Source organism: Halorubrum gandharaense, from assembly GCF_054654575.1.
In genome coordinates, this window is sequence record NZ_BAAIET010000002.1 from 807,775 (window position 1) to 827,842 (window position 20,068).

General features: G+C 68.9%; 19 protein-coding genes. 11 read left to right on the forward strand and 8 right to left on the reverse strand.

The genetic code is table 11. From position 1 onward, the window contains the following. Nucleotides 1-760 precede the first annotated feature (760 nt). Nucleotides 761-2,356: an amidohydrolase gene (locus ACYQ07_RS13045; protein WP_459882279.1), complete on the reverse strand. Its 1,596-nt coding sequence runs from the start codon at nt 2,354-2,356 to the stop codon at nt 761-763. 51 nt (nt 2,357-2,407) lie between these two features. Beyond that, on the reverse strand, nt 2,408-4,189 hold the full coding sequence (gene ilvD / locus ACYQ07_RS13050) for a dihydroxy-acid dehydratase (protein WP_459882281.1): 1,782 nt from the start codon (nt 4,187-4,189) through the stop codon (nt 2,408-2,410). A 168-nt stretch (nt 4,190-4,357) separates the two neighbouring features. Between ilvD and ACYQ07_RS13055 the strand changes: the two genes are divergently transcribed. Both ACYQ07_RS13055 and ACYQ07_RS13060 read left to right on the forward strand, forming a co-directional pair. Then, nucleotides 4,358-4,837, forward strand: coding sequence for a hypothetical protein (locus ACYQ07_RS13055; RefSeq protein WP_459882283.1), 480 nt, complete (start codon nt 4,358-4,360; stop codon nt 4,835-4,837). Beyond that, nucleotides 4,834-5,016, forward strand: a complete 183-nt coding sequence (locus tag ACYQ07_RS13060; protein ID WP_459882285.1) for a hypothetical protein — start codon at nt 4,834-4,836, stop codon at nt 5,014-5,016. Before ACYQ07_RS13055 ends, ACYQ07_RS13060 begins: the two co-directional genes overlap by 4 nt. 600 nt (nt 5,017-5,616) lie before the next feature. Here ACYQ07_RS13060 and purQ read toward each other — a convergent pair. Continuing rightward, a complete protein-coding gene (gene purQ / locus ACYQ07_RS13065) occupies nt 5,617-6,294 on the reverse strand; it encodes a phosphoribosylformylglycinamidine synthase I (protein WP_459882287.1) in 678 nt (225 codons plus the stop codon). Next, entirely contained in the window at nt 6,291-6,542 is a 252-nt protein-coding gene (gene purS, locus ACYQ07_RS13070; RefSeq protein WP_459882289.1) for a phosphoribosylformylglycinamidine synthase subunit PurS, read from the reverse strand. Before purS ends, purQ begins: the two co-directional genes overlap by 4 nt. 182 nt (nt 6,543-6,724) lie before the next feature. On the opposite strand from purS, the gene ACYQ07_RS13075 reads away from it, so the two are divergent. Both ACYQ07_RS13075 and ACYQ07_RS13080 read left to right on the forward strand, forming a co-directional pair. Beyond that, nucleotides 6,725-7,705, forward strand: coding sequence for a formyltetrahydrofolate deformylase (locus tag ACYQ07_RS13075; RefSeq protein ID WP_459882291.1), 981 nt, complete (start codon nt 6,725-6,727; stop codon nt 7,703-7,705). A 65-nt stretch (nt 7,706-7,770) separates the two neighbouring features. Next, nucleotides 7,771-8,007 (forward strand): hypothetical protein, encoded by a 237-nt coding sequence (locus ACYQ07_RS13080; protein ID WP_459882294.1) that lies wholly within the window; start codon nt 7,771-7,773, stop codon nt 8,005-8,007. A 46-nt stretch (nt 8,008-8,053) separates the two neighbouring features. Here the strand turns inward: ACYQ07_RS13080 and ACYQ07_RS13085 are convergent, their stop codons facing one another. Further along, complete coding sequence (locus ACYQ07_RS13085; RefSeq protein WP_459882297.1) at nt 8,054-9,130, reverse strand: phosphoribosylaminoimidazolesuccinocarboxamide synthase; 1,077 nt, start codon at nt 9,128-9,130, stop codon at nt 8,054-8,056. 804 nt (nt 9,131-9,934) lie between these two features. Here ACYQ07_RS13085 and ACYQ07_RS13090 point away from each other — a divergent pair. From ACYQ07_RS13090 to ACYQ07_RS13110, 5 genes are all read left to right on the forward strand, one after another. Then, on the forward strand, nt 9,935-10,138 hold the full coding sequence (locus tag ACYQ07_RS13090; RefSeq protein ID WP_459882300.1) for a hypothetical protein: 204 nt from the start codon (nt 9,935-9,937) through the stop codon (nt 10,136-10,138). A gap of 177 nt (nt 10,139-10,315) precedes the next feature. After that, complete coding sequence (sucC, locus tag ACYQ07_RS13095) at nt 10,316-11,461, forward strand: ADP-forming succinate--CoA ligase subunit beta (RefSeq protein ID WP_459882302.1); 1,146 nt, start codon at nt 10,316-10,318, stop codon at nt 11,459-11,461. Continuing rightward, on the forward strand, nt 11,458-12,327 hold the full coding sequence (gene sucD / locus ACYQ07_RS13100) for a succinate--CoA ligase subunit alpha (RefSeq protein ID WP_459882304.1): 870 nt from the start codon (nt 11,458-11,460) through the stop codon (nt 12,325-12,327). Before sucC ends, sucD begins: the two co-directional genes overlap by 4 nt. A gap of 117 nt (nt 12,328-12,444) precedes the next feature. Continuing rightward, nucleotides 12,445-15,252, forward strand: a complete 2,808-nt coding sequence (locus ACYQ07_RS13105; RefSeq protein WP_459882307.1) for a receiver/sensor box histidine kinase — start codon at nt 12,445-12,447, stop codon at nt 15,250-15,252. Nucleotides 15,253-15,380: 128 nt separating this feature from the next. Beyond that, on the forward strand, nt 15,381-15,683 hold the full coding sequence (locus tag ACYQ07_RS13110) for an ArsR family transcriptional regulator (RefSeq protein ID WP_459882310.1): 303 nt from the start codon (nt 15,381-15,383) through the stop codon (nt 15,681-15,683). Here the strand turns inward: ACYQ07_RS13110 and ACYQ07_RS13115 are convergent. From ACYQ07_RS13115 to ACYQ07_RS13125, 3 genes are read right to left on the reverse strand one after another with little or no spacing between them, the layout of a single operon-like run. Beyond that, nucleotides 15,680-16,603 carry a VOC family protein gene (locus ACYQ07_RS13115; RefSeq protein WP_459882313.1) on the reverse strand — a complete coding sequence of 308 codons (924 nt, stop codon included), beginning with the start codon at nt 16,601-16,603 and terminating at the stop codon, nt 15,680-15,682. The two genes, ACYQ07_RS13110 and ACYQ07_RS13115, sit on opposite strands and share 4 nt — an antisense overlap. Next, the gene (locus ACYQ07_RS13120) at nt 16,600-17,292 is read right to left on the reverse strand and encodes an alpha/beta hydrolase (protein ID WP_459882315.1); all 693 of its coding nucleotides are present in this window, start codon (nt 17,290-17,292) and stop codon (nt 16,600-16,602) included. Before ACYQ07_RS13120 ends, ACYQ07_RS13115 begins: the two co-directional genes overlap by 4 nt. Then, a complete protein-coding gene (locus tag ACYQ07_RS13125) occupies nt 17,289-18,284 on the reverse strand; it encodes a VOC family protein (protein ID WP_459882318.1) in 996 nt (331 codons plus the stop codon). The genes ACYQ07_RS13120 and ACYQ07_RS13125 overlap by 4 nt, the downstream gene beginning before the upstream one ends. 238 nt (nt 18,285-18,522) lie before the next feature. On the opposite strand from ACYQ07_RS13125, the gene ACYQ07_RS13130 reads away from it, so the two are divergent. Both ACYQ07_RS13130 and ACYQ07_RS13135 read left to right on the forward strand, forming a co-directional pair. Next, on the forward strand, nt 18,523-19,479 hold the full coding sequence (locus tag ACYQ07_RS13130) for a DUF7260 family protein (RefSeq protein ID WP_459882320.1): 957 nt from the start codon (nt 18,523-18,525) through the stop codon (nt 19,477-19,479). 160 nt (nt 19,480-19,639) lie between these two features. Further along, nucleotides 19,640-20,035 carry a YccF domain-containing protein gene (locus ACYQ07_RS13135; protein ID WP_459882322.1) on the forward strand — a complete coding sequence of 132 codons (396 nt, stop codon included), beginning with the start codon at nt 19,640-19,642 and terminating at the stop codon, nt 20,033-20,035. The last annotated feature ends 33 nt before the right edge of the window (nt 20,036-20,068 follow it).

Consider the following 20,068-nt stretch of genomic DNA (forward strand, 5'->3'; position numbering starts at 1 on the left):
AACGCGGCGAGTCCCGTCGCTACCGTGGGTGAATATCGAAGTCCGCCGCCGGTACAGAATTCAAATTTGGCCCTATTGTAGATTGATTCTTCAGACACTATGTCGAGTGGAACACACAGTCAACCAAGATGGCCTGGTGATCGATATCGGGAGTGAGTGTTGCAGATCGGCGCCGGCGACGTGGTATATAAACAGTCGAGAGTGACAGTGACGCCTTGCTTATAAACAGTGGCGCGGTGCGGTGGCGCGCCCGGCGAGCGCCCAGCGGGCGCTCGTCGGCGCGCGAGGGAGTCGTCGCCGCAGGCGACGACGAGGTTGGGGAGGTGTGAGGTGCGGTCGCTGTGCGGTGCGGGGCGGGACTCAAAGGGGCAGCCGGATCCGGGAAGACGGGCGACGTAAGCACTCAAAAGGCCGGGCGGTGCGGAGAGGTCTTTTGAGCGCGTGGTTCGAGAGAGCGAAGCTCTCTCGTCATCCCGAAAATCTCCGATTTTCGGACGACAGCGAGCCCCTCGACCGGAGCCGGCTGGGGCTTTTGAAGGCGGTCACCGCAGTGTCGTCGGTCACTTATAAACAGCTGTCAGCAACACCACTTGCTCACTGATAAACAACCCCCCAACCAACCTGAAACACGCACTCCCGGTATCACTCATCGGGGTTCTGACACAGACCGAAGCCGCGTCAAAACCGGGTCCCTGATGAGCGTTTCAACACCGCCACAAATTCCAAAATTTCCAGACTGTTTTACTACTTGATAGAGCCCTCAGCGGTCGTCGTACACCACGTCGCCGTCGACGACCGTCATCGCCACGTCGAGGTCGCGGATCGCGTCGTCGTGCGCCCACGGCGAGTCGTCGAGCACGACGAAATCCGCCTTCTTCCCGAGTTCGACCGTCCCGAGGCGGTCCTCGTCGAAGCCGGCGTAGGCGGCGCCGCAGGTGTACGCCCGAAGCGCCTCGGTGACGGTGAGGCGCTGGGCGTCCGCCGGCGCGGTGACCGCGTGGTGGACGCCGAGGAGGGGGTCCATCGGCATTCCGTCGGAGCCGAACGCGAGGGTGGCGCCGGCGTCGAGCAGGTCGCGGTAGCGGTTCGTCGCCGCCGTTCGCTCGGAGCCGAGCCGGGACTCGTAGAGGCCGCCCTCCCGGGCCCACTTGAGGAAGTTGGGCTGGACGCTGGCGACGACGCCCGTCTCCGCGAACCGCTCGATCGCCTCGTCGTCCGCGAGCTCGACGTGCTCAACCCGGTGGCGAGCGGGACCGGGGTCGCCGGCGGCCGCCGTCTCGTAGGCGCCGAGGACGGCGTCGACCGCCTCGTCGCCGATGGCGTGGGCGGTGAACTGGTAGCCCGCGGCGGTCGCCTCGGCGACGTACTCGCGTAGTTCGTCGGGGTCGACGACCCACTGGCCGGTGGCGGGGTCGCCGCCGTCGTCCTCCCCGCCGCTTTCGGGGGCGTCCGCGTACGGCTCCGAGAGCTTCGCGGTGCGCCCGCCGAAGCTCCCGTCCGTGTACGACTTGATGGCGCCCATCTCGACGAACTCGGAACCGGCGTTCGTCCGGAGCCCCGTTTCCTGAAGCGCGTCGAGGTGGTCGGTCCAGTAGTTGAGCCGGACGCGCGCCGTCAGGGCGTCCTCGGCGTCGAGGTCGCGGTACACCGCCGGCGCGTGGGAGTTCCGGACCATGTCGTGAAAGCCCGTGATCCCCTTGGAGGCACAGTCCGCGAGCGCGGCCTCGACGATGTCGCGCGTCTCGCCCGGACCGGGTTCGACGGCCGCGTACACCGGGTCGATGGCGGCTTCGAGGAGGACGCCGGTGGGCTCGTTGTCGTCCTCAGGTATCGTCCCGTCGGGCGCGTCGGCGAGTTCCTCGGCGAACGCGTCGAGGACGTGGGAGTTGACGCTCGCGACGTGCATGTCCTCACGGAAGGCCGCCACGGGCCGGTCGTCGGCCACCCGGCCGAGATCCTCGCGGGTGAGGTAGCGCTCCTCGGTCCACGACGATTCGTCGTAGCCGTAGCCGAGCACCCAGGCGTCAACGTCGCCCTGCTCGTCAAGGGCGTCGGCGCGTTCTTCGAGGAGGGCGACCGCGTCCGCCGGCGAGTCGGCCGTCGAGAGGTCGGCGTGGACGAGGTAGCGTCCGACGGTCGTCAGGTGGGTGTGGGCGTCGATGAAGCCGGGGAGGAGCACGCGACCGTCGAGGTCGACGACCGCCGTCTCCGCGCCCGCGAGGAACTCCACGTCGTAGCTGGAGCCGAGACGGACAATCTCGCCGTCTCGGACCGCGACTGCCTCGTGCGTCTCGTCCGGCTCCGTTAGGGTGTGGATCTCCCCGTTCAGGAAGACCCGATCCGCGGCGTCGCTCATGGCGGAACGGCCGGCGGGAAGGGGGTTAACGGTTCGGGAAGCGGTGGACGCCTACTTCCGGGTGAGCCGCGGGTTCGTCACGGCGCCGTCAGCCGCGCTCGCGAAGTCGCGCCCGTACTTGGCGAGCACGCCGCCCTCGTACGGCGGCTCCGGCTCCTCGAAGTCGGCCTGTCGCTCCTCAATCTCCTCGTCGGAGAGGTCGACGGAGAGGTCACGAGCCGGGATGTCCACGGTGACGTGGTCGCCGTCCTCAAGAATGCCGATGGGGCCGCCGACGGCGGCCTCGGGCGCGACGTGTCCCACCATCGGGCCACGGGTGCCGCCCGAGAAGCGGCCGTCCGTCAGGAGCGCCACGTCATCCTCGTGGCCCGCGCCGACGACGGCGGCGGTGACGCCGAGCATCTCGCGCATGCCGGGGCCGCCGCGGGGCCCCTCGTTGCGGATGACGATGGTGTCGCCCGAGGAGATCTCCCCGGACTGGACGTACTCCATTGCGTCCTCCTCGTTCTCGAACACGCGGGCGGGACCCTCGTGGTGGAACTCGTCGTCGCCGGTCACCTTGAGCACCGCGCCGTCCGGCGCGAGGTTCCCCTTCAGGATCTTGATCGCGCCCTCCGCCTCCTTCGGGTCGTCGAGCGTGTAGAGGAAGTCGGCCTCGATCCCGTCATCGTCCGGGAGCGCGCCGGCGGCCTCCAGCTCGGCCAGCTCCTCCGCGAGCGTGTTTCCGGTGACGGTCATGGCGTCTCCGTGCAGCAGGTCCGCCTCAAGCAGGCGGCGCATCACGACGGGGACGCCGCCGATCTCGTGGAGGTCGTTCATCACGCGGCTCCCGCCGGGCTGGAGGTTCGCGATCTTCGGCGTGCGCCGGGAGATCTCGTCGAAGTCGTCGATCGTGAGCTCGACGTCCGCCTCGCCCGCGAGCGCGAGCAGGTGGAGCACGGCGTTCGTCGACCCGCCCATCGCGGTCTGGACGGCGATCGCGTTCTCGAACGACTCGCGGGTGAGGATGTTGGAGGGCCGGCGGTCGTTCTCGATGCAGTCTAACACGAGTTCGCCGGCACGCTCGGCCACGTCGTAGCGCTCGGTGCTCTCGGCCGGCGGCGACGCCGAGCCGAGCGGCGCGAGCCCCAGCGCCTCGGAGATGGACGCCATCGTGTTCGCGGTGAACATCCCGCCACACGAACCCGCGCCCGGGCAGGCGTGGCGTTCGAGGTCGTCGAGCTCCTCGCCGCTCATCTCGCCTTGGGCGTACGCGCCCACGCCCTCGAACACCTGGACGATGGTCACGTCACGCCCCTCGTGTTGCCCGGGCATGATCGAGCCGCCGTAGAGGAACACCGAGGGGAGGTCCGTCCGGATGGCCGCCATCATCATTCCGGGAAGGTTCTTGTCACAGCCCGCGACCGTCACGAGCGCGTCCATGCGCTCGCCGAACGAGACGAGTTCGACGGAGTCCGCGATCACCTCACGGGAGATGAGACTCGCCTTCATCCCCTCCGTCCCCATCGAGATGGCGTCCGAGATGGTTACCGTCCCGAACTCGATCGGCATCCCGCCGGCGTCCTCCACGCCGTCGATGGCGGCCGCGGCCACGTCGTCGAGGTGAACGTTACACGGCGTGATGTCCGCCGCCGGATTCGGCACGCCGATGATGGGCGAGGAGAGATCCTCGTCGTCGAACCCCATCGCGCGGAACATCGCGCGGTGCGGGGCCTTATCAGGGCCCTCGGTCACGTCGCGGCTGGGGAGGGAGTCGTCCTTGTCGCCGGCGAACCGGTCTGCGTCGCTGCCGTCGTCCGCGCCCTCGTCGGGTCGCGGGTCCTGCTGGCTCATACGCAGGAGTAGCGCTCGGCGGGCTTAAAAGGCGGCCACGGCACGAGGTTTGCCGGGTGGTGGTGAGTGAGGGGGTGTTGACGAATTGAGCCACCCACTAGTAAACCAGTGTCGGGTGGCCTCTGTCCCGGGCTGAACGTTTTCAACCATCACGCAGAACGTCGGATCGTGGCGGAGATACTACTCGGAACGATCGAAATAACGGCGATTCTCGTGCCGCTTCTCGGGCTCGTCGCCGGAATGCTGCTTCGGAGTGATGAACTCCGGGAAGCAACGCCGAATTGGCTGCTCAAGGGTGCTACCGAGGCACTGTTATTCGGGGGTCTCCTTCTCACAGGGACGGTTTTTCTACTTGCTCGCGCGGTAAGCGGTGCCGAACGGATCTCGGGCGTCGAACAGCTGGCTCTCGCGACGGTGCTGTCCGCACTCGCACTGTTTTCCGTCGCCCTGTCGACGATTCCGTTGTCAATGAGATTCACCATGTTCTCGTTCGACGAGCGGGTGGACGCTTCCGAGTCGGTTGGTGACCCGCCGACGTATCGAGAGCGTATCAGGGCAAGTTTGAAGGCGTGGAGAGACCCATCTTCAATCAAGACGGCGGTCGAAACGGACGACACAACCGAGCACGACGGAGGAACGAACGAATGAATCGACACGAACTCCAACACGCAGTCGGCGTCATCAAGATCGCCGCGATACTGGTCGTCGTCGGGACCTTCGCGGCCGCGATCAACCTCCCCTACGTTGGCACCCCATTGGTCTCGGGGACGCTCGTGGCGCTCGGCGTCGTGCTCGTGCTGTATCTGTGGGTCACGACGAACGCGTAGTGTCGTCACGTACACCACGAGTGTACGCGTCGAGCCCACCCAGTCGATCAAGCAACGCACGATTTGGACACCGCCCGGGATGCTGCCCGACCGTGAGGACACAGGAAGCGAATTCGACTTGAGAGCGACTTTTTCACGTGGCGCGCCCGGCGAGCGCCCAACGGGCGCGAGCCGGCACGCGAGGGAGGTCGACGGCGGCCGCGGCCGTGCGGTCCCGCGGCCGCCGTCGACCGAGGCTGGGGAGGCGTGAGGTGCTGTGCAGTTGCGGTGCGGGTGGGACTCAAAGGGGCAGCCGGCGAGGACGAAGCACGGCGCAGCAAGCACCGCAACGAGCGAAGCGAGTGAGGAGCGCAGCAAGCCGCGCGAGTCGTCGTCGGCTGGGGCTTTGGAGGCCGTGTTCTCCGCGTCTGTCGCTGTCCCCACTCATTCAACCACTTATCTGGAGCCGGCTGGGGCTTTGGAGGTGTTCGCCGGCGGGCTCACCGCATCAACCGCTTAAAAGTCCCCCACCGTCGGCCGTCGTCGTATCGTCGACGCCACCCGATGCCGGCGGATGCCGACAACGACCGGACCTGCGCGCTGCTCGCCGGCGCGCGCCGTTCAGGCGAACGCCTGCAGAATCCCGACGCCGTCCGTGCTGTCGGCCACGTCGGGGAGCGTCGCGCGCTCCGGGTGCGGCATCAGCACGGCCACGCTCTCGCGCTCGCCGAGGATGCCGGCGACGTTGTCGGTGGAGCCGTTGGGGTTCGCGGCGTCCGTCACGTTCCCCTCCGAATCGCAGTACCTGAAGAGGACGCGGTCGTCGGCCTCCAGCTCGTCGAACGCGGCATCGTCGATCTCGAAGCGCCCCTCGCCGTGCGCGATGGGGACCTCGATGGTGTCGCCCTCGTCGTAGGCGGCGGTCCAGGGGGTGTCCGCGCGCTCGACGCGGAGGTGGACGGGCTCACACTGGAAGCGCGCGGAGGCGTTGGTCGTGAACGCGCCGGCGACCATGCCGGACTCCGCGCCGATCTGCGCGCCGTTACAGACGCCGAGGACGGGCGTCCCCTCCTCGGCCGCCGCGCGCACCTCGTCCATCACCGGAGCGCGGGCGGCCATCGCCCCCGCGCGCAGGTAGTCGCCGTAGGAGAACCCGCCGGGGAGGACGATCCCGTCGGTATCCGCCGGGAGGCCGTCCTCGTGCCAGACGCGCTCGGCGTCGACGCCGAGATGTCGGAGGGCGCGGACCGCGTCGCGGTCGCAGTTGGAGCCGCCGAACTGGACGACTGAGACCGTCATCGCTCCGCGACCGACACGTCGTAGTCGTGGATCGTCGGGTTCGCAAGGAGGCGCTCGGCCATCTCGCCGGCGCGTTCGGCGGCAGCGTCGGCGTCGGCGGCCTCCAGGTCGACCTCGAAGCGGTCGGCCGAGCGGAGCCCCTCCAGCTCGAAGCCGAGCCGTTCGAGCGCGCTCTTAGTCGTCTCGGCCTCCGGGTCGAGGACGCCCCGCTTCAGCCGGACCGTCACGGTCGCGGTGTATGCCGTCATTGACGGATAGTGCGGAGTCGTGGGTAAAAACCGTTTTGGAATCACTTTGTTGTACACGTCTGTGGATAAAACACGGACGATCGTGGCGGTCGTCGGGCGCCTGCGGAGCGAAAGGGGCAAAGGCTTTCGACGCTTTTCGGAGCGTACATGCACCCGTTCGACAGCTCGGAGGTGATCCGCGCATGACCCGCGAACTAACCGAGATCACGGTGATCGGCGGAGACGACACGGGAATCATCGCGCGCGTCACCTCGCTGCTGTTCGAGCGGGGGATCAACATCGAGGACCTCGACCAGGCGGTCCGCGACGGCGTCTTCCGGATGACCACCCGCGTGGATGCCGGCGAGATGGACACCTCGCGCGGCGAGCTCCGCCGGGCGCTCGCCGAGCTTGGCCGCGAACTCGACGTGGACATCCAAGTTCGCTTCCCGAGCGACCGCGAGGCCCGACGGGTTGCGCTGCTCGTCACGAAGGAGACCCACGCGCCCGAGGCGATGCTGGAGGCGGAAGCGAACGGCGAGCTGGCCGAGGACGGCGAAGCGGAGATCCCCGTCGTGATCGGCAACCGTGGCGACCTCCGTGACCTCGCCGAGCGCTACGACAAGCCGTTCTACGACGTGGGCGACGGCAAGGGGAACACCGACGAGGACCGGCTGCTCGACCTGCTGGCGGAGTACGACGTGGACGTAATCGTCCTCGCGCGGTACATGCGGATCCTCTCGCCGGAGGTCGTCTTCCGCTACGAGGGCCGGATCATCAACGTTCACCCGTCGCTGCTTCCCGCCTTCCCCGGTGCGGAGGCGTACCGGCAGGCGAAGGACGCCGGCGTGCGCGTCGCGGGCGTCACCGCCCACTACGTGACGACGGACCTCGACCAGGGGCCGATCATCGCCCAGCGGGCGTTCGACGTGCCCGACGGCGCCGAGGTCGCGGAGATCAAGCGTCGAGGGCAGCCGCTCGAAGCCGACGTGCTCTTGGAGGCCGTCCGGCTCCACCTTGCGGACGCGATCGCCGTCCACCGCGGCACCGTCCACGTTCGCGAGAACGCCAACATCGACGCCCAACTCGGCCTCACCGAAACGGCCACCGAGGCGAACCCGAATACACCCGTCGATGGCGAACCGCTCACGCGAGCCGACCCGCCTGCGGCGAACACGGACTGAGCGCGCCGCACACGCCGCCGTCCCTTCTCCGCCCCTTTTAAGCACCGAACCCCTGTATCCCCGGTATGACCGACGACGGCCGAGTTGTGCGGCTCGCCCGACGCCTTCGACGGTCCCGATTCACGCCCCTCGTCCGACTCGCGAGCGATCGGCGGGCGGTGGTCCGGAGCGACGAGCGGGCGTTCCTCCTGTTTCTGCTGTTGTTGTCCATCGTCGCGCTCGTCGTCTTCCTCTACTACACCTTCCTCGTGCTTGGGGGGCTTCCACAGGTCATTCCGGACGACTCTCCGACGCCGCCGTAATCCGGCTCCATCCCCCAAGTCGGTACCGCGATCCGCTTCGTCCCGTTCAGAGGTCGCGAACCGCGTCGACCGCCTCGCCGACGGGCGGAGCGTCGAACCACGATTCGCCCGTGTAGGCGTTCGCGCCGGCGGCGTACATGTCGGCGACGGCGCCGAGCACGTCCGGCGGGAGCGTCGTTGGCTCGTGGTCACACAGCTCGCGCCAATCGGCGAGGTCCGGCTCGTCGGCGACCGCCGTCTTCGCGTCGCTCACAGCCTCGACCCACGCGGGGTCGTTGCGCTTGTACCACTGGCGGACGACCTCCTTGGACACCTGCTGGCCGGCGTACGCAAAGCGGTTCTCGTCGAAGGTCCCCACCACGTCCGCGACCCGAACCTCGCCGTCGTAATAGAGGCACTCGATCTTCCCGTCCTCGTGGACGAACCCAGCCTCCGCGGCCCGCTCCGTGACGACGCGGTTCACCCCGCGTGCGAGCTCGGCGAGCGCATCGATGTCGGCGATACCGGCTATGCGGTCCGCTTCCTCGCGGGTGAGATAGCGGTCCTGCTCCTCGTACTTGGTGGAGAACTCCACCACGGGCTCGGGGAGATCGACTGGGTCAGCGGGCCACTCGTCGAAGTCGAGGTCGAAGTCGGCTGGCTTCCGGCGCGAGCGGAGGCTGGATCCCACGGGCACCGTGTTCCGGAACACCACTTCCAGCGGAACGAGGTAGTTCTCGCCGGCGGCGGCGTGATAGGCGTCGTAGTCGTATCCCTCGCCGGCGCCGTCGTCGTCGGCGCCCTCACCACCCTCGTACGGGAGGTCCGGCACCTGCGTCAGCTCGATCGCCATCTCCGTCGGCGGCGCGCCGGCCTCCGCGAGCGGGACGACGGCGTCCTCCGGCTCCGTGGCGTCACTCGTCGGGTCGACGACGCCCCGGTAGTGCGTGGGGACGCCGGCGGCCTCCAGCAGCTCGAAGTTGTACGCTCCCATCGTACAGAGGCTCGCGCCCTTGTTCGGGATCGGGTCGGGCATCCGCCCCCAGTCGAAGACGGAGTAGGCATCCGTGAACACGAACCGCCCCCGGCCGAGGGCGTCGGCGGTCGCCGGCTCCACGACGCGGAACTCCTTGACGCTCGTCATACCCGAATCGGTGACGGCCTCCCACATCAATGTTTCACTTCTGTGCGTATGGGCGGCGACTATTGGTGCAGATAATGCACGTTCGTGAGGTATCGGTATCCGACGAGCCGCTGTCGGTCGCCGGCGAGCGCCTCCGGTCACGGTGATGTTCCGAGTCCCGTGGAAGATGTCGGGCGCGAGTGTTGCACGGAGAGTTTGCGGAAAATCGTCCGTTCGGATCGACCGATACAGGACCTCGACGAGAAACTCCGGGAGTGGGTATTGCAGCTGACGGCATCGGTAATCACTTATAAAAGGTCGTGAGCGGTTTCGCTGCTATCTTATAAACCAGGTTGCGGTCGGCGCGCGCGAGAAACGCGCGCGAGGGAGGTCGAGGGCGGCCGCGGAGCGGTCCCGCGGCCGCCCTCGACCGAGGCTGGGGAGGGCTGAGGCTGCTGTGCGGTTGCGGTGCGGGGCGGGACTCAAAGGGGCAGCCGGCTCCGGGAAGACGGGCGACGTAAGCACTCAAAAGGCCGGGCCGTGCGGAGAGGCCTTTTGAGCGCGCAGCGAGCCCCTCGACCGGAGCCGGCTGGGGCTTTGGAGCTGTTCATCGCTGGCGTGCTCACTACACAAACCGTTTATAAACCATCCGCAACCCCACCCACGGCCCACTTATAAACGCCGCACCCGTCCACGTACCACACGTACTCCCGAAGTCACGCATCGAGGATTCAGAACGGAGTGCAACCGGACCAAATGTGGCTCCTGCAGCGGGTCTTAATCGTGCTCCCCGACCTTTTTGAGGGCGCGCGACGCGCACCACCCATGCAGCGACGCTGTCCCGACTGCGGGGTGACGATGGAAACGGTGCAACTCCAGTCGAACGGCGGGTACCACGTCGACCGGGCGGCGACCGGCGAGAAGCGCGAGGGGTTGCTTGGTCGGTTTGGCGTCGAGGAAACCGCGGACGTAGCCCATGTCGCCTGTCCCGAGTGTGGCCTGCTCCGTGCGTACCTCGACGTGGAGTGACGCTGCCGGCGTCCGCCGCCGTCCGCCGGCATCCGCCGGCGCACGTTGGCGCCAGCCGGCGCCCGCTGGCGCCTGCCGGCAGCCTCCCCGACAGCCCATGTCCCACGTTGCCGTGTGAACACGTCTCCGACGCGAATGTTCAGGATTTAAGCCGCTCACCGTTCGCGTTCAACGTGGATGAAACTCCACGAACATCAGGCGAAAGGGATCTTCGCCGACGCAGGGATTCCGGTGCCGGACTCCCGTCTCGCGAGCAGCGTCGACGAGGTGCTCGACGCGGTCGACGAGATCGGCTTCCCGGCCGCCATCAAGGCGCAAGTCCACGTGGGTGGGCGCGGGAAGGCTGGCGGGATCAAGATCGCCGGCGACCGCAGGGAGGCCGAGCAGTACGCCGAGGAGATCCTCGGGATGGACCTCAAGGGGTACACCGTCGAGGACGTGCTCGTCGAGGCCGGCGTCGACTTCGTCGACGAACTGTACGTCGGCGTCACCATGGACCGTGGCGAGGGACGGCCCGTGCTCATGGTATCGACCGAGGGCGGCGTCGACATCGAACAGGTCGCCGAGGAGAACCCCGACGCGATCGCCCGCGAGCACGTCGACCCCGCCTTCGGGCTTCACCCGTACCAGGCCCGTAAGGTCGTCTACGAGGCCGGCGTCGACGCCGACGTGGCCGGCGACGTCTCGAAGATCCTCACCACGCTGTACGACCTCTACGAGGACAGCGACGCCTCGGAGATCGAGGTCAACCCGGTGATGATCACGAGCGACCGCGACGTGGTCGCGGCCGACGCCGTGATGAACATCGACGAGGACGCGCTGTTCCGTCAGCCCGAGCTCGCCGAGATGGAGGACAGCGCCTACGAGGACGACCTCGAACGCAAAGCCGGCGAGTACGGCTTCGACTACGTCCGCCTGTCGGGCAACGTCGGCATCATCGGCAACGGCGCCGGCCTCGTGATGACGACGCTCGACCTGGTGGACCACTACGGCGGCAAGCCCGCCAACTTCCTCGACATCGGCGGCGGCGCGAAGGCCGAGCGCGTGACGCAGGCGCTCGACATGGTGTTTTCGGACCCCAACGTCGACAGCGTCGTTTTCAACATCTTCGGCGGGATCACCCGCGGCGACGAGGTCGCCAAGGGGATCAACGAGGCGCTGAAGGACTTCGACGAGATTCCGAAGCCGGTCGTCGTGCGTCTCGCCGGCACCAACGCCGAGGAGGGAATGGAGATCCTGAACACCGACCTGCTGCAGGTCGAGAAGACGCTGGAGGCCGCCGTCCAGCGTGCGGTGAAGAACGCTGAGGAGGTGTCCCAATGAGCATTTTCGTCGACGACGACACGCGCGTCGTGGTACAGGGAATCACCGGTGGGGAAGGCAAGTTCCACGCCGGCCAGATGATCGAGTACGGCACGAACGTCGTCGCCGGCGCCGTGCCCGGCAAGGGCGGTCAGGAGGTCGCCGGCGTCCCCGTCTACGACACCGTCGACCAGGCCGTCGAGGCGGAGAACGCCGACGCGTCCGTCATCTTCGTGCCGCCGGCGTTCGCCGGCGACGCCATCTTCGAGGCGCTCGACACCGACCTCGACCTCGCGGTCGCCATCACCGAGGGGATCCCGACTCAGGACATGGCGAAGGTGAACAAGCGCCTTGACGAGGTCGACACGCGGCTGCTCGGCCCCAACTGTCCCGGGATCATCACGCCCGGCGAGGCGAAACTCGGCATTCTGCCCGGGAACATCTTCTCGGACGGGAACGTCGGGCTCGTCTCCCGCTCGGGGACGCTCACCTACCAGGTCGTCGACAACCTCACCGAGCGCGGCATCGGCCAGACGACCGCCATCGGCATCGGCGGCGACCCGATCATCGGCACGTCGTTCGTCGACGCGCTCGAAGCGTTCGAGGCGGACGACGAGACCGACGCCGTCGTGATGTGCGGTGAGATCGGCGGCGAGGACGAAGAGCAGGCCGCGAAGTTCATCGGCGAGCACATGGACACGCCGGTCGCCGGCTTCATCGCCGGCCGCACGGCGCCGCCGGGCAAGCGGATGGGCCACGCGGGCGCCATCGTCTCCGGCTCCGGCACGGGGACGGCGGAGTCGAAGATCAACGCCCTCAACGAGGCGGGCGTTCCCGTCGGTGACACTCCCGAGGAGGTCGCCGACCACATCGAGGAGTTCCTCTAGCCGCCGTACACGGCGACCGACGGCCACGACCGGCGCCGGTCGCCGTGTGCGCCAACCGTTATCGCGACTGAGTTTTCGGGCGGTAGCTTCACGTACGTCCGTTCGCTGTGAAAGGACATGAGCCCCCGCTCCGGGCCGAACACGCCGTCACGGTCCTCCACAAGCGGCCAGCCCGTGCGGATGGCCGACGGCGACGGCTCCGACCGCGTGCTCCTCGTCGACGACGAGCCGGACGTTGCCGAATTAGCGGCCACGTACCTCGACCGGCTGCTTGACGACGTCGAGACGGTCGTCGAGAGTGACACGTGTGACGCCCTCGACCGCGTGCGCTCGGGGGAGGTCGACTGCGTCGTCAGCGACTACGACATGCCGGGACACAACGGGTTGGAACTGCTCGTCGACGTTCGGGAAGCGGGCCCCGAGGTGCCCTTCATCCTCTTCACCGGCAAGGGAAGCGAGGAGATCGCCAGCGAGGCGATCTCCGCCGGCGTCACCGACTACCTCCAGAAGGGCGTCGGCACCGAGCAGTACGAGATGCTCGCAAAGCGGGTCGACAACGCCCTCCAGCGCCGGCGTGCGGAGGAACGCTCCCGCGTCCGCGGGGAGGCGATCGGCCGGTACGAGACGATCCTCGCCACGCTTCAGGACCCCGTGTTCACGCTCGACGACGAGGGGGAGATCGCGTACAGCAACGGTGCGCTCGCGGAGCTCACCGGTCGTTCGCCCGACGAGCTCCGCGGGTCGGCTCCGGCGAGGCTGTTCGCCGAGGCCCCGCCGGCCACCGTGCGACGATCACCCGACAGCGTCGCGGATCTTGCGACCGACGGCACGACCGAGGTGCTGGTTTCGGGTAGGGACGGCCCCGTTCGGTGTGAGATGCGCGCGAGTCGGGTGCGGGGCGAGGCCGACGCGCTCGCGTTCGTCCTCCGGGACGTGAGCGACCGCACCCGCGCCGAGGCGGAGCTACAGGCGGTAAACCGGAAGGTGACGGCGATCCACGCGTTCGCGACGGACGTGTCGGGCGCAGGCACGGAGGCCGAGGTGTTCGAGCGGGTCATCGAGGCCGCCGAGCGGATCCTCGAGTTCGATCGGTGTATCACCGCACGCCGCGAGGGCGACCGGATCTACCCCGCCGCGCTCTCCGACAACGTGGGCGACGACGAGGTTCGCACGTTCGAGGTGGGGGAGGCGATCGCCGGACGGACCGTCGCGGAGGGGCGGACGTTCGTGATCGACGACCCAATAAATGACGAGAACGCCGACCCGGTGGGCGACGACATCGGCTCCGCCATCAGCGTCCCGATCGGGCAGTACGGGCTGTTTCAGGCGCTTTCCGGAGTGTACGGCGAGTTCGACGATGAGGACGTGGAGTTCGCCGAGCTGATCGCCTCCCACGCCGGCGAGGCGATAGAGCAGCTCCGCACGGAAACCGCGCTCCGTGAGGAGCGCGACCGCCTCGCCGCGCTGTTCGACAACCTCCCGCTGCCGGCGGCGCGGATCCTCGTGGATCCGGACGGGTCACAGACGCTCGATGCGGTCAACGACGCCTTCGAGGCGACGTTCGGATTCGACGCGAGCGACGACTACGAGACGGTGGTTTCCGGGATCGTCCCCGACGATCAGCAGTTCGTTTCGCCGGATGAAGCGTTCGACGACGACGAACCGATACAGGTCGAGGTACAGCGACGGACTACGGACGGTGTCGTCGACTTCGTGCTCCACGGCATTCCGATCGACAACGACGGTGAGCGGCTCGTCTACAGCGTCTTCGCCGACATCGGCGACCACAAACGGGTCGAGCGGACGCTCCGCGGGCTCCACGAGGCGACCCGGGAGATGTTCCACGCGGAGGGACGCGAGGCGGTCGCACAGGTTGCTGCCCGAGCCGCCATCGACACGTTGGGCTTTCCCAACAGCGGGGTGCGGCTGTACGATCCCGACGAGAACGTGCTGTCGCCCAGCGTTCTCACGGCGGAAGCACGGGACGCGATCGGCGACCGCCCGGCATTCGGTCCGGGCGACGGCGAGGTGTGGACCGCGTTCGAGACCGGCGAGCCGGTGCATATCGGCGACCTCGATGCCGTCGAGACGGTGGGTGACTACGGCGAGCTCCGCAGTCTGCTCGCCGTCCCTCTCGGCGAGCACGGCGTGATGCCACTGGGAGCGCTCGAACCCGAGTTCTTCCAGGAGTCGGACGTGCAGTTAGCCCGCGTGTTGGCGGCCAACGTCACCGCCGCGCTCGACCGCGCGGAGCGCGCCGAGCAGCTCCGAAAGCGTGACGCCGCCCTGGAGCGTGAACTCGACCGGCTGGAGAAGTTCGCCGGCGTCGTCTCTCACGACCTCCGGAATCCGCTGAACGTCGCCACGGGCCGGCTCGCGCTGGTGGCCGACGCCGTCGACGACGAGGCGGTGCTCGACGACGTCGAGCGCGTCGAGGCGGCCCACGACCGAATGGAGCGGCTCATCGACGACCTGCTCGCGCTCGCCAGGCAGGGCCGCACGGTCGATGATCCCGAGCCGGTCGCCCTCGCTGCGGTAACGCGCCGAGCCTGGCGAACCGTCGACACCGATGAGGCGGTCCTCGAACCGCCAGCGAACGACGTGCGCGTCGACGCCGACCCGGAGCGACTGCGGACCCTGCTGGAGAACCTGATCCGGAACGCAGTCGAGCACGGCGCCGCAGCGGATCGGGAGCGGCCACTCACCCTCTCGGTGACGGGACTCCCCGAGGACGGGGGATTCGCGGTTGCCGACGACGGTACGGGTCTCGAACTGGACCCCGAGGAGGCGTTCCAGTACGGCGTGAGCACCCGGACGGGTGGGACCGGCTTCGGGCTCGCCATCGTCCGCGAGATCGCGGCGGCTCACGGCTGGGAGCTCGACGTGGAGACCGACGACGGGACGCGGTTCGTCTTCCGGATCTGAGACTCGTCTTGCGGGTGCATCCGACGCGACCTCCTGCTCGTGTCCCCCCTTATTGCAGGCGGAAATGGACGTGCGCGAGCCGCGCACGGCCGGGTCACGATTAACCCCGATTCGCCCTAACCACTCGTATGGACGACGCCGCCCGTGACCGACTCGAGTCGCTGCCCCCGAGCGCCAAGTTGGTGTACTACGTTCTCGATGAAGAAGGTCGGCTTGACCAAACCGGACTGGCGTCGGAGACCCGGCTCTCGACGCGAACCGTTCGATTTGCCGTCGAGAAGCTCACGGACGCCGACCTCGTCGACGAGGGGCTCTGCCCGACGGACGCCCGCCGGTCGGTGTACGCGGCGTCGCCGCCGACGCCGGAGGGAGCCGCGGAGAGCGACGATCCCGCCGACGCCGCCTCCACGACGGTTGCCGCCGAGGACTAGCCGCGTGGTCGGTGGTCGCCGCCAGTCGAATCACCGATAGCCGACGCCACCCGGAAGCGGACCGTGATGCCGTCCGGATCGGTGACGGCGAGGGACTCGCCGGCGTCCGCCTGACCGCCCTCCCGCTCCGCATTTCGAACATCCACGTTCGCGTCCGTCAGTCGCCCTCGTAGCGCGTCGAGCGCCGCCGTCTCCGGAACCACGAACTCGTACCACGCCAGCCCGAGACGCTCGTCGTCGGCCGGCGAGCGCCGCTTGCCCCACGCGTTGACGCCGACGTGGTGGTGGTAGTCGCCCGCGGCGAGGAAGACGGCGTCCCCGCCGATCCGCTGGCGTACCCGGAGCCCGACGACGGACTCGTAAAACGCCACGGCGCGGTCCACGTCCGTCGTCTCGAGGTGGACGTGGCCCACGTCCGTTTCCGGGGGAAGGGTGACGGCATCGACCCCCTCCCGTGCCGCCTCGCGGAGCCCCTCCCGATCCAGCGGAAGCGTGTCCATCGCCACGTGCCCGTCATCCGTCTCCGGCCACTCCTCCCGGGGCCGGTCCACGTACACCTCCAGGCCGTTCCCCGCCGGATCGCGGGTGTACAGCGCCTCGCTGACGTGGTGGTCGGAGGCGCCCGTCAGCCGCCAGTCGCTCTCCAGCCGGTCGAGGGCGGCGCCGAGCGCTGCGCGAGTGGGGACGCGGAGCGCAAGGTGGAACAGCCCCGCGGCGTCGTCGGCGCGCTCGGGCGCCTCGGGTGCGGACAGGAGGACGAGTAGCGGCGTCTCTTCGACGCCGAGTGTCGTCCGATCGGGGGTTCGGTCGAGCACGTCGAGCCCGACGACCGTGGTGTAGAACTCGGCCACTGGTTCGGGGTCGGCGACGCGGAGCGCCACCCGCCCGACACGCGCTTCGGCAGGAAGGTTCTCGGTCATTCGGATCCCCCCTCGCTGGCCACTCCGACCATCGTCGCCAGCGCGTCACCCATTCGCTCGCCCGTCTCGTCCGAGAGTCCGTGGGCGTCCCCCGGCTCGATCCGGCAGTCGACGGCGGCGCCCCCGGCCGCCAGCACCGTGGCGGTCCCACGAACCCGTTCGGGCGAGACGTACGGGTCGGCCTCGGTCGCGTCGAGCGCGACCGGGGTTCCGGCGAGGTCACCCTCGACTGACCGTTCACTCGGGGTCGCCCCCGGGAGCGCGGCGCTGACGAGAAACGCGCCGCCGAACCGCCTGGGGCGCCGGCGGAGGAACTCCGCAAGGACGCAGCCACCTTGGGAGACCCCGAGGAGCATCGTCCGATCAGCCGGAATGCCGGCATCCCCGACCGCCGCGGCGGCGTCGAGGGTGCTCGCGACACAGTCGACCGCGGAGGACAGCGCCGGCTCCAGATCGGCGACCGGCGCGTCGTGTCCGGCCGGGAGCCAGCTCGACCGCCGCGCGCCCGGCGCGAGCAGCGTCACCCCGGCGGGCGTCCACTCCTCGAGCAGCCGGAGGAGTCCCTCAGGCGTGCCGCCGCGACCGTGGAGCGCGACGAGCGCGGCCTCCGAGGCGGCCGCCGGCGCACCGGCGACGGCGAGTGGTGCCTCCCCGTGTGGACCGTCCACGTCCGTGAGCGTTCGCGTCATCGGTCGGGAGCCCCTGCATCAGCGTTCGGAGACGGAAGCTCGAACGGCTCCAGCTGCTGCTCGACCAGCTCGCGCTCGACGCCGAACCGCTCCGGCACGTAGAGCTCGCTGGCGTGGCCCGTCGTCTCGGGGGCCGCGAGCCCCTCGCCCGGCGGCCCGTCCGCGGGGCGCTCGTCGGTCGCCAGCTCCACGAGCAGCCCGCCCGGCCCGCGGACGTACAGCGAGTGGAAGAAGTGACGATCCTTTACGCGCGACACCTCGTGTTCACGCTCCCGAAACAGGTCGTGCCACGCCAGCAGCGTCTCGCGGTCGGGAACGCGCACCGCCAGATGGTGGAGCGTTCCGGGTCCTTCCCGGACGAACTCCCCGTCGCCGGCCAGCAGGTCGACGACGGACGGACGAGCGTCCTCGCCACCCGCCAGCCGGTAGCGGACGCGGTCGCCGGCCTCCGCGACGTACTCGAACCCCAGCGTTTCGAGCACGCTTGCCGCGCCGTACGGGTCCGTCGGCAGTCCGGTCACGCCGTGAACGCCCCGTATCGCGTGTCCGTCCGGGACCGGTCCCGCCGTCCACGGGTCGTCCGCCGGATGCGACTCGGTGGGGACGAGCTCGATGGCGGTTCCCGCTGGGTCCGCAGTGCGGAGTACCGGCTCGTCGAACCGCGTGAGGCGCTCGGCGGGCGCGTCCGCGTGACTGTCGAGCCGGTCCGCCCAGAAGTCGAGCGAGTTCGGGGGCACCGCAAGCGAGACGGCTTCATAGCCGGGGCGACCGACCCGTCCCGGGTCGCCGGTCGGATCGGGGAAGACGGTGAGCACGGAGCCGGGTGCGCCGGTTGCGTCCCCGAAGTAGAGGTGATACTGGAGCACGTCCTCGTAGTTCACCGTGCGCCGCAGCAGGCGCATGCCGAGCGTGTCCCCGTAGAAACGGGCGGCCTCGCCCGGGTCGCCGACGATGCCGGTGACGTGGTGGAGGCCGTGGACATCCGAGAGCATGGCTGTGGTTCGTGGCCCGCGAGTAAAGCGGTGGCGGCGGTCCCCCGGGATCCGGCTCCGTTCCGGGATTTTTCGTCTCCCGTGTCACAGGGGCGAACGGCGGCGTCGTCCGACCACCGTGCCCACCGTGCCCCGCCGTGACCTCCCCGAACGCGACCGCGTGGCCGGCGGTCCACCTGGTTCTCGAACGGTTGCAACGGTCACAACAGCTATGTTCGTGTGTTGTGTTCTCGCATACATGAGCGTACAGCAGGGTTCGGGCGCAACCTTTCGGGTCCCGAGCCGGGACCCGTCGGCCGCGTCGGAGTGCGGGAGTCTCGCCTGCGAGGCGTGGGGGGTGGTGAGCACGCCGGCGGCCGTCGTCGGCCTCGCGGCCATCGGGCTCGCGGTCTTCCTGGGATTCGCCTATCTGCGGGACGCCCGGGAGAGCTGTCGCGAGGAGCGCCGACGGGTGGGAGACGAGCGCGACGCGTTCGTGCGATTCTCGGAGCGGGTCGCCGGGCTGGAGGCCACGCAAACGGACGTGAGCTCGTCCGCGCTGGACGGCCCCATGGTCGGCGTTCGCCGCGGCGGCGGAGTGGACGGTCCGTCCGACGTGGGGATCACGCGAGCGGTCGACGCCTACCGAAACACCGTCATGTCGTTGCCCCACTACACGGAGGAGTACGACGAAAGCGTCGCCGAGAGTCTCGCCGCCGAGCTCGGCGCTGACGCCGCGCGCCGGCTCGTCGGCGGCGGAACGCTCTCGCCGGAGCTCAAGTCGGCGCTCGTCACGCGGAGTCGTCACGCCGCACAGCAGCGGGCGACGCTGGTCGACGCCATCGACGACGAGCTCGACGCGCTGGCGGCGGCCGACGAGGAGCTGACGACGCTCGACCGTCGCCGCGAGCGGCTGAACGCGCACCTTGACGGCGTCCGCAACGATGCTCGAACCGGCGCGGAGATCGACGTGTTCCAGCGACTGGAGACGCTCGAACAGCAGTGTGACGAGGCGGTCGCCAACCGACAGGAGTGGCTCCGCAACCCGCCGATGCCGACCGGATTCGAGGCGGATGATTCGCCGACGTTCCACGGCTACCTGTTCGGCCCCCTTCCGGAGACGGACTACCCCGTGCTCGCGGCGTTCTCGGAGCTCGCCGAGCGTGTCCGCGCCGACCGCGACCGGCTGGTGAGCCGCATCGCCCGCGGACCGTAGCGTTGGCGAGGGTCGCGAGGGCCGCGCGAGTTGCGAGAGCGACCGGGACGACGCCGGCCGCCGGTTCGGATCCGGCTCGCCAGCCGGCGACACGCCAGTGGGCGCCGGGTCGCTCACCAGGGGGCGCAACCGTTAGGCCCCTCGGCCGCCTTCGTCCGGTATGACCGACTCCCCGTCGCTTCTCGTGCGGGCGCTGTGGTTCCTCTTCGTCGGCTGGTGGCTCACCGGACTCTGGCTGACCGTTTCGTGGCTGCTGGCGGTGACGGTGATCGGGCTCCCGTTCGCCATCATGCTGATCAACCGTGTGCCGAAGGTGTTGACGCTCAAGGAGCGTCCGGTTCGGGCGTCCGCCGGCGAGGACGGCACCGTGGCGACCGGCGCCGCCGACCAGCACGGGCTCGTGCTCCGTGGCGTCTACTTCCTGCTGGTTGGCTGGTGGGCGAGCGGCATCTGGATGTCCGTCGCCTACGGCTTCGCGCTCACCGTCGTCGGGCACCCCGTCGCCGTGTGGATGTTCAACCAGCTCCCGTACGTCGTCTCGCTGTACCGGTACTGACCGCCCGACGGTGTTTATATAGCGTCGGGCGCC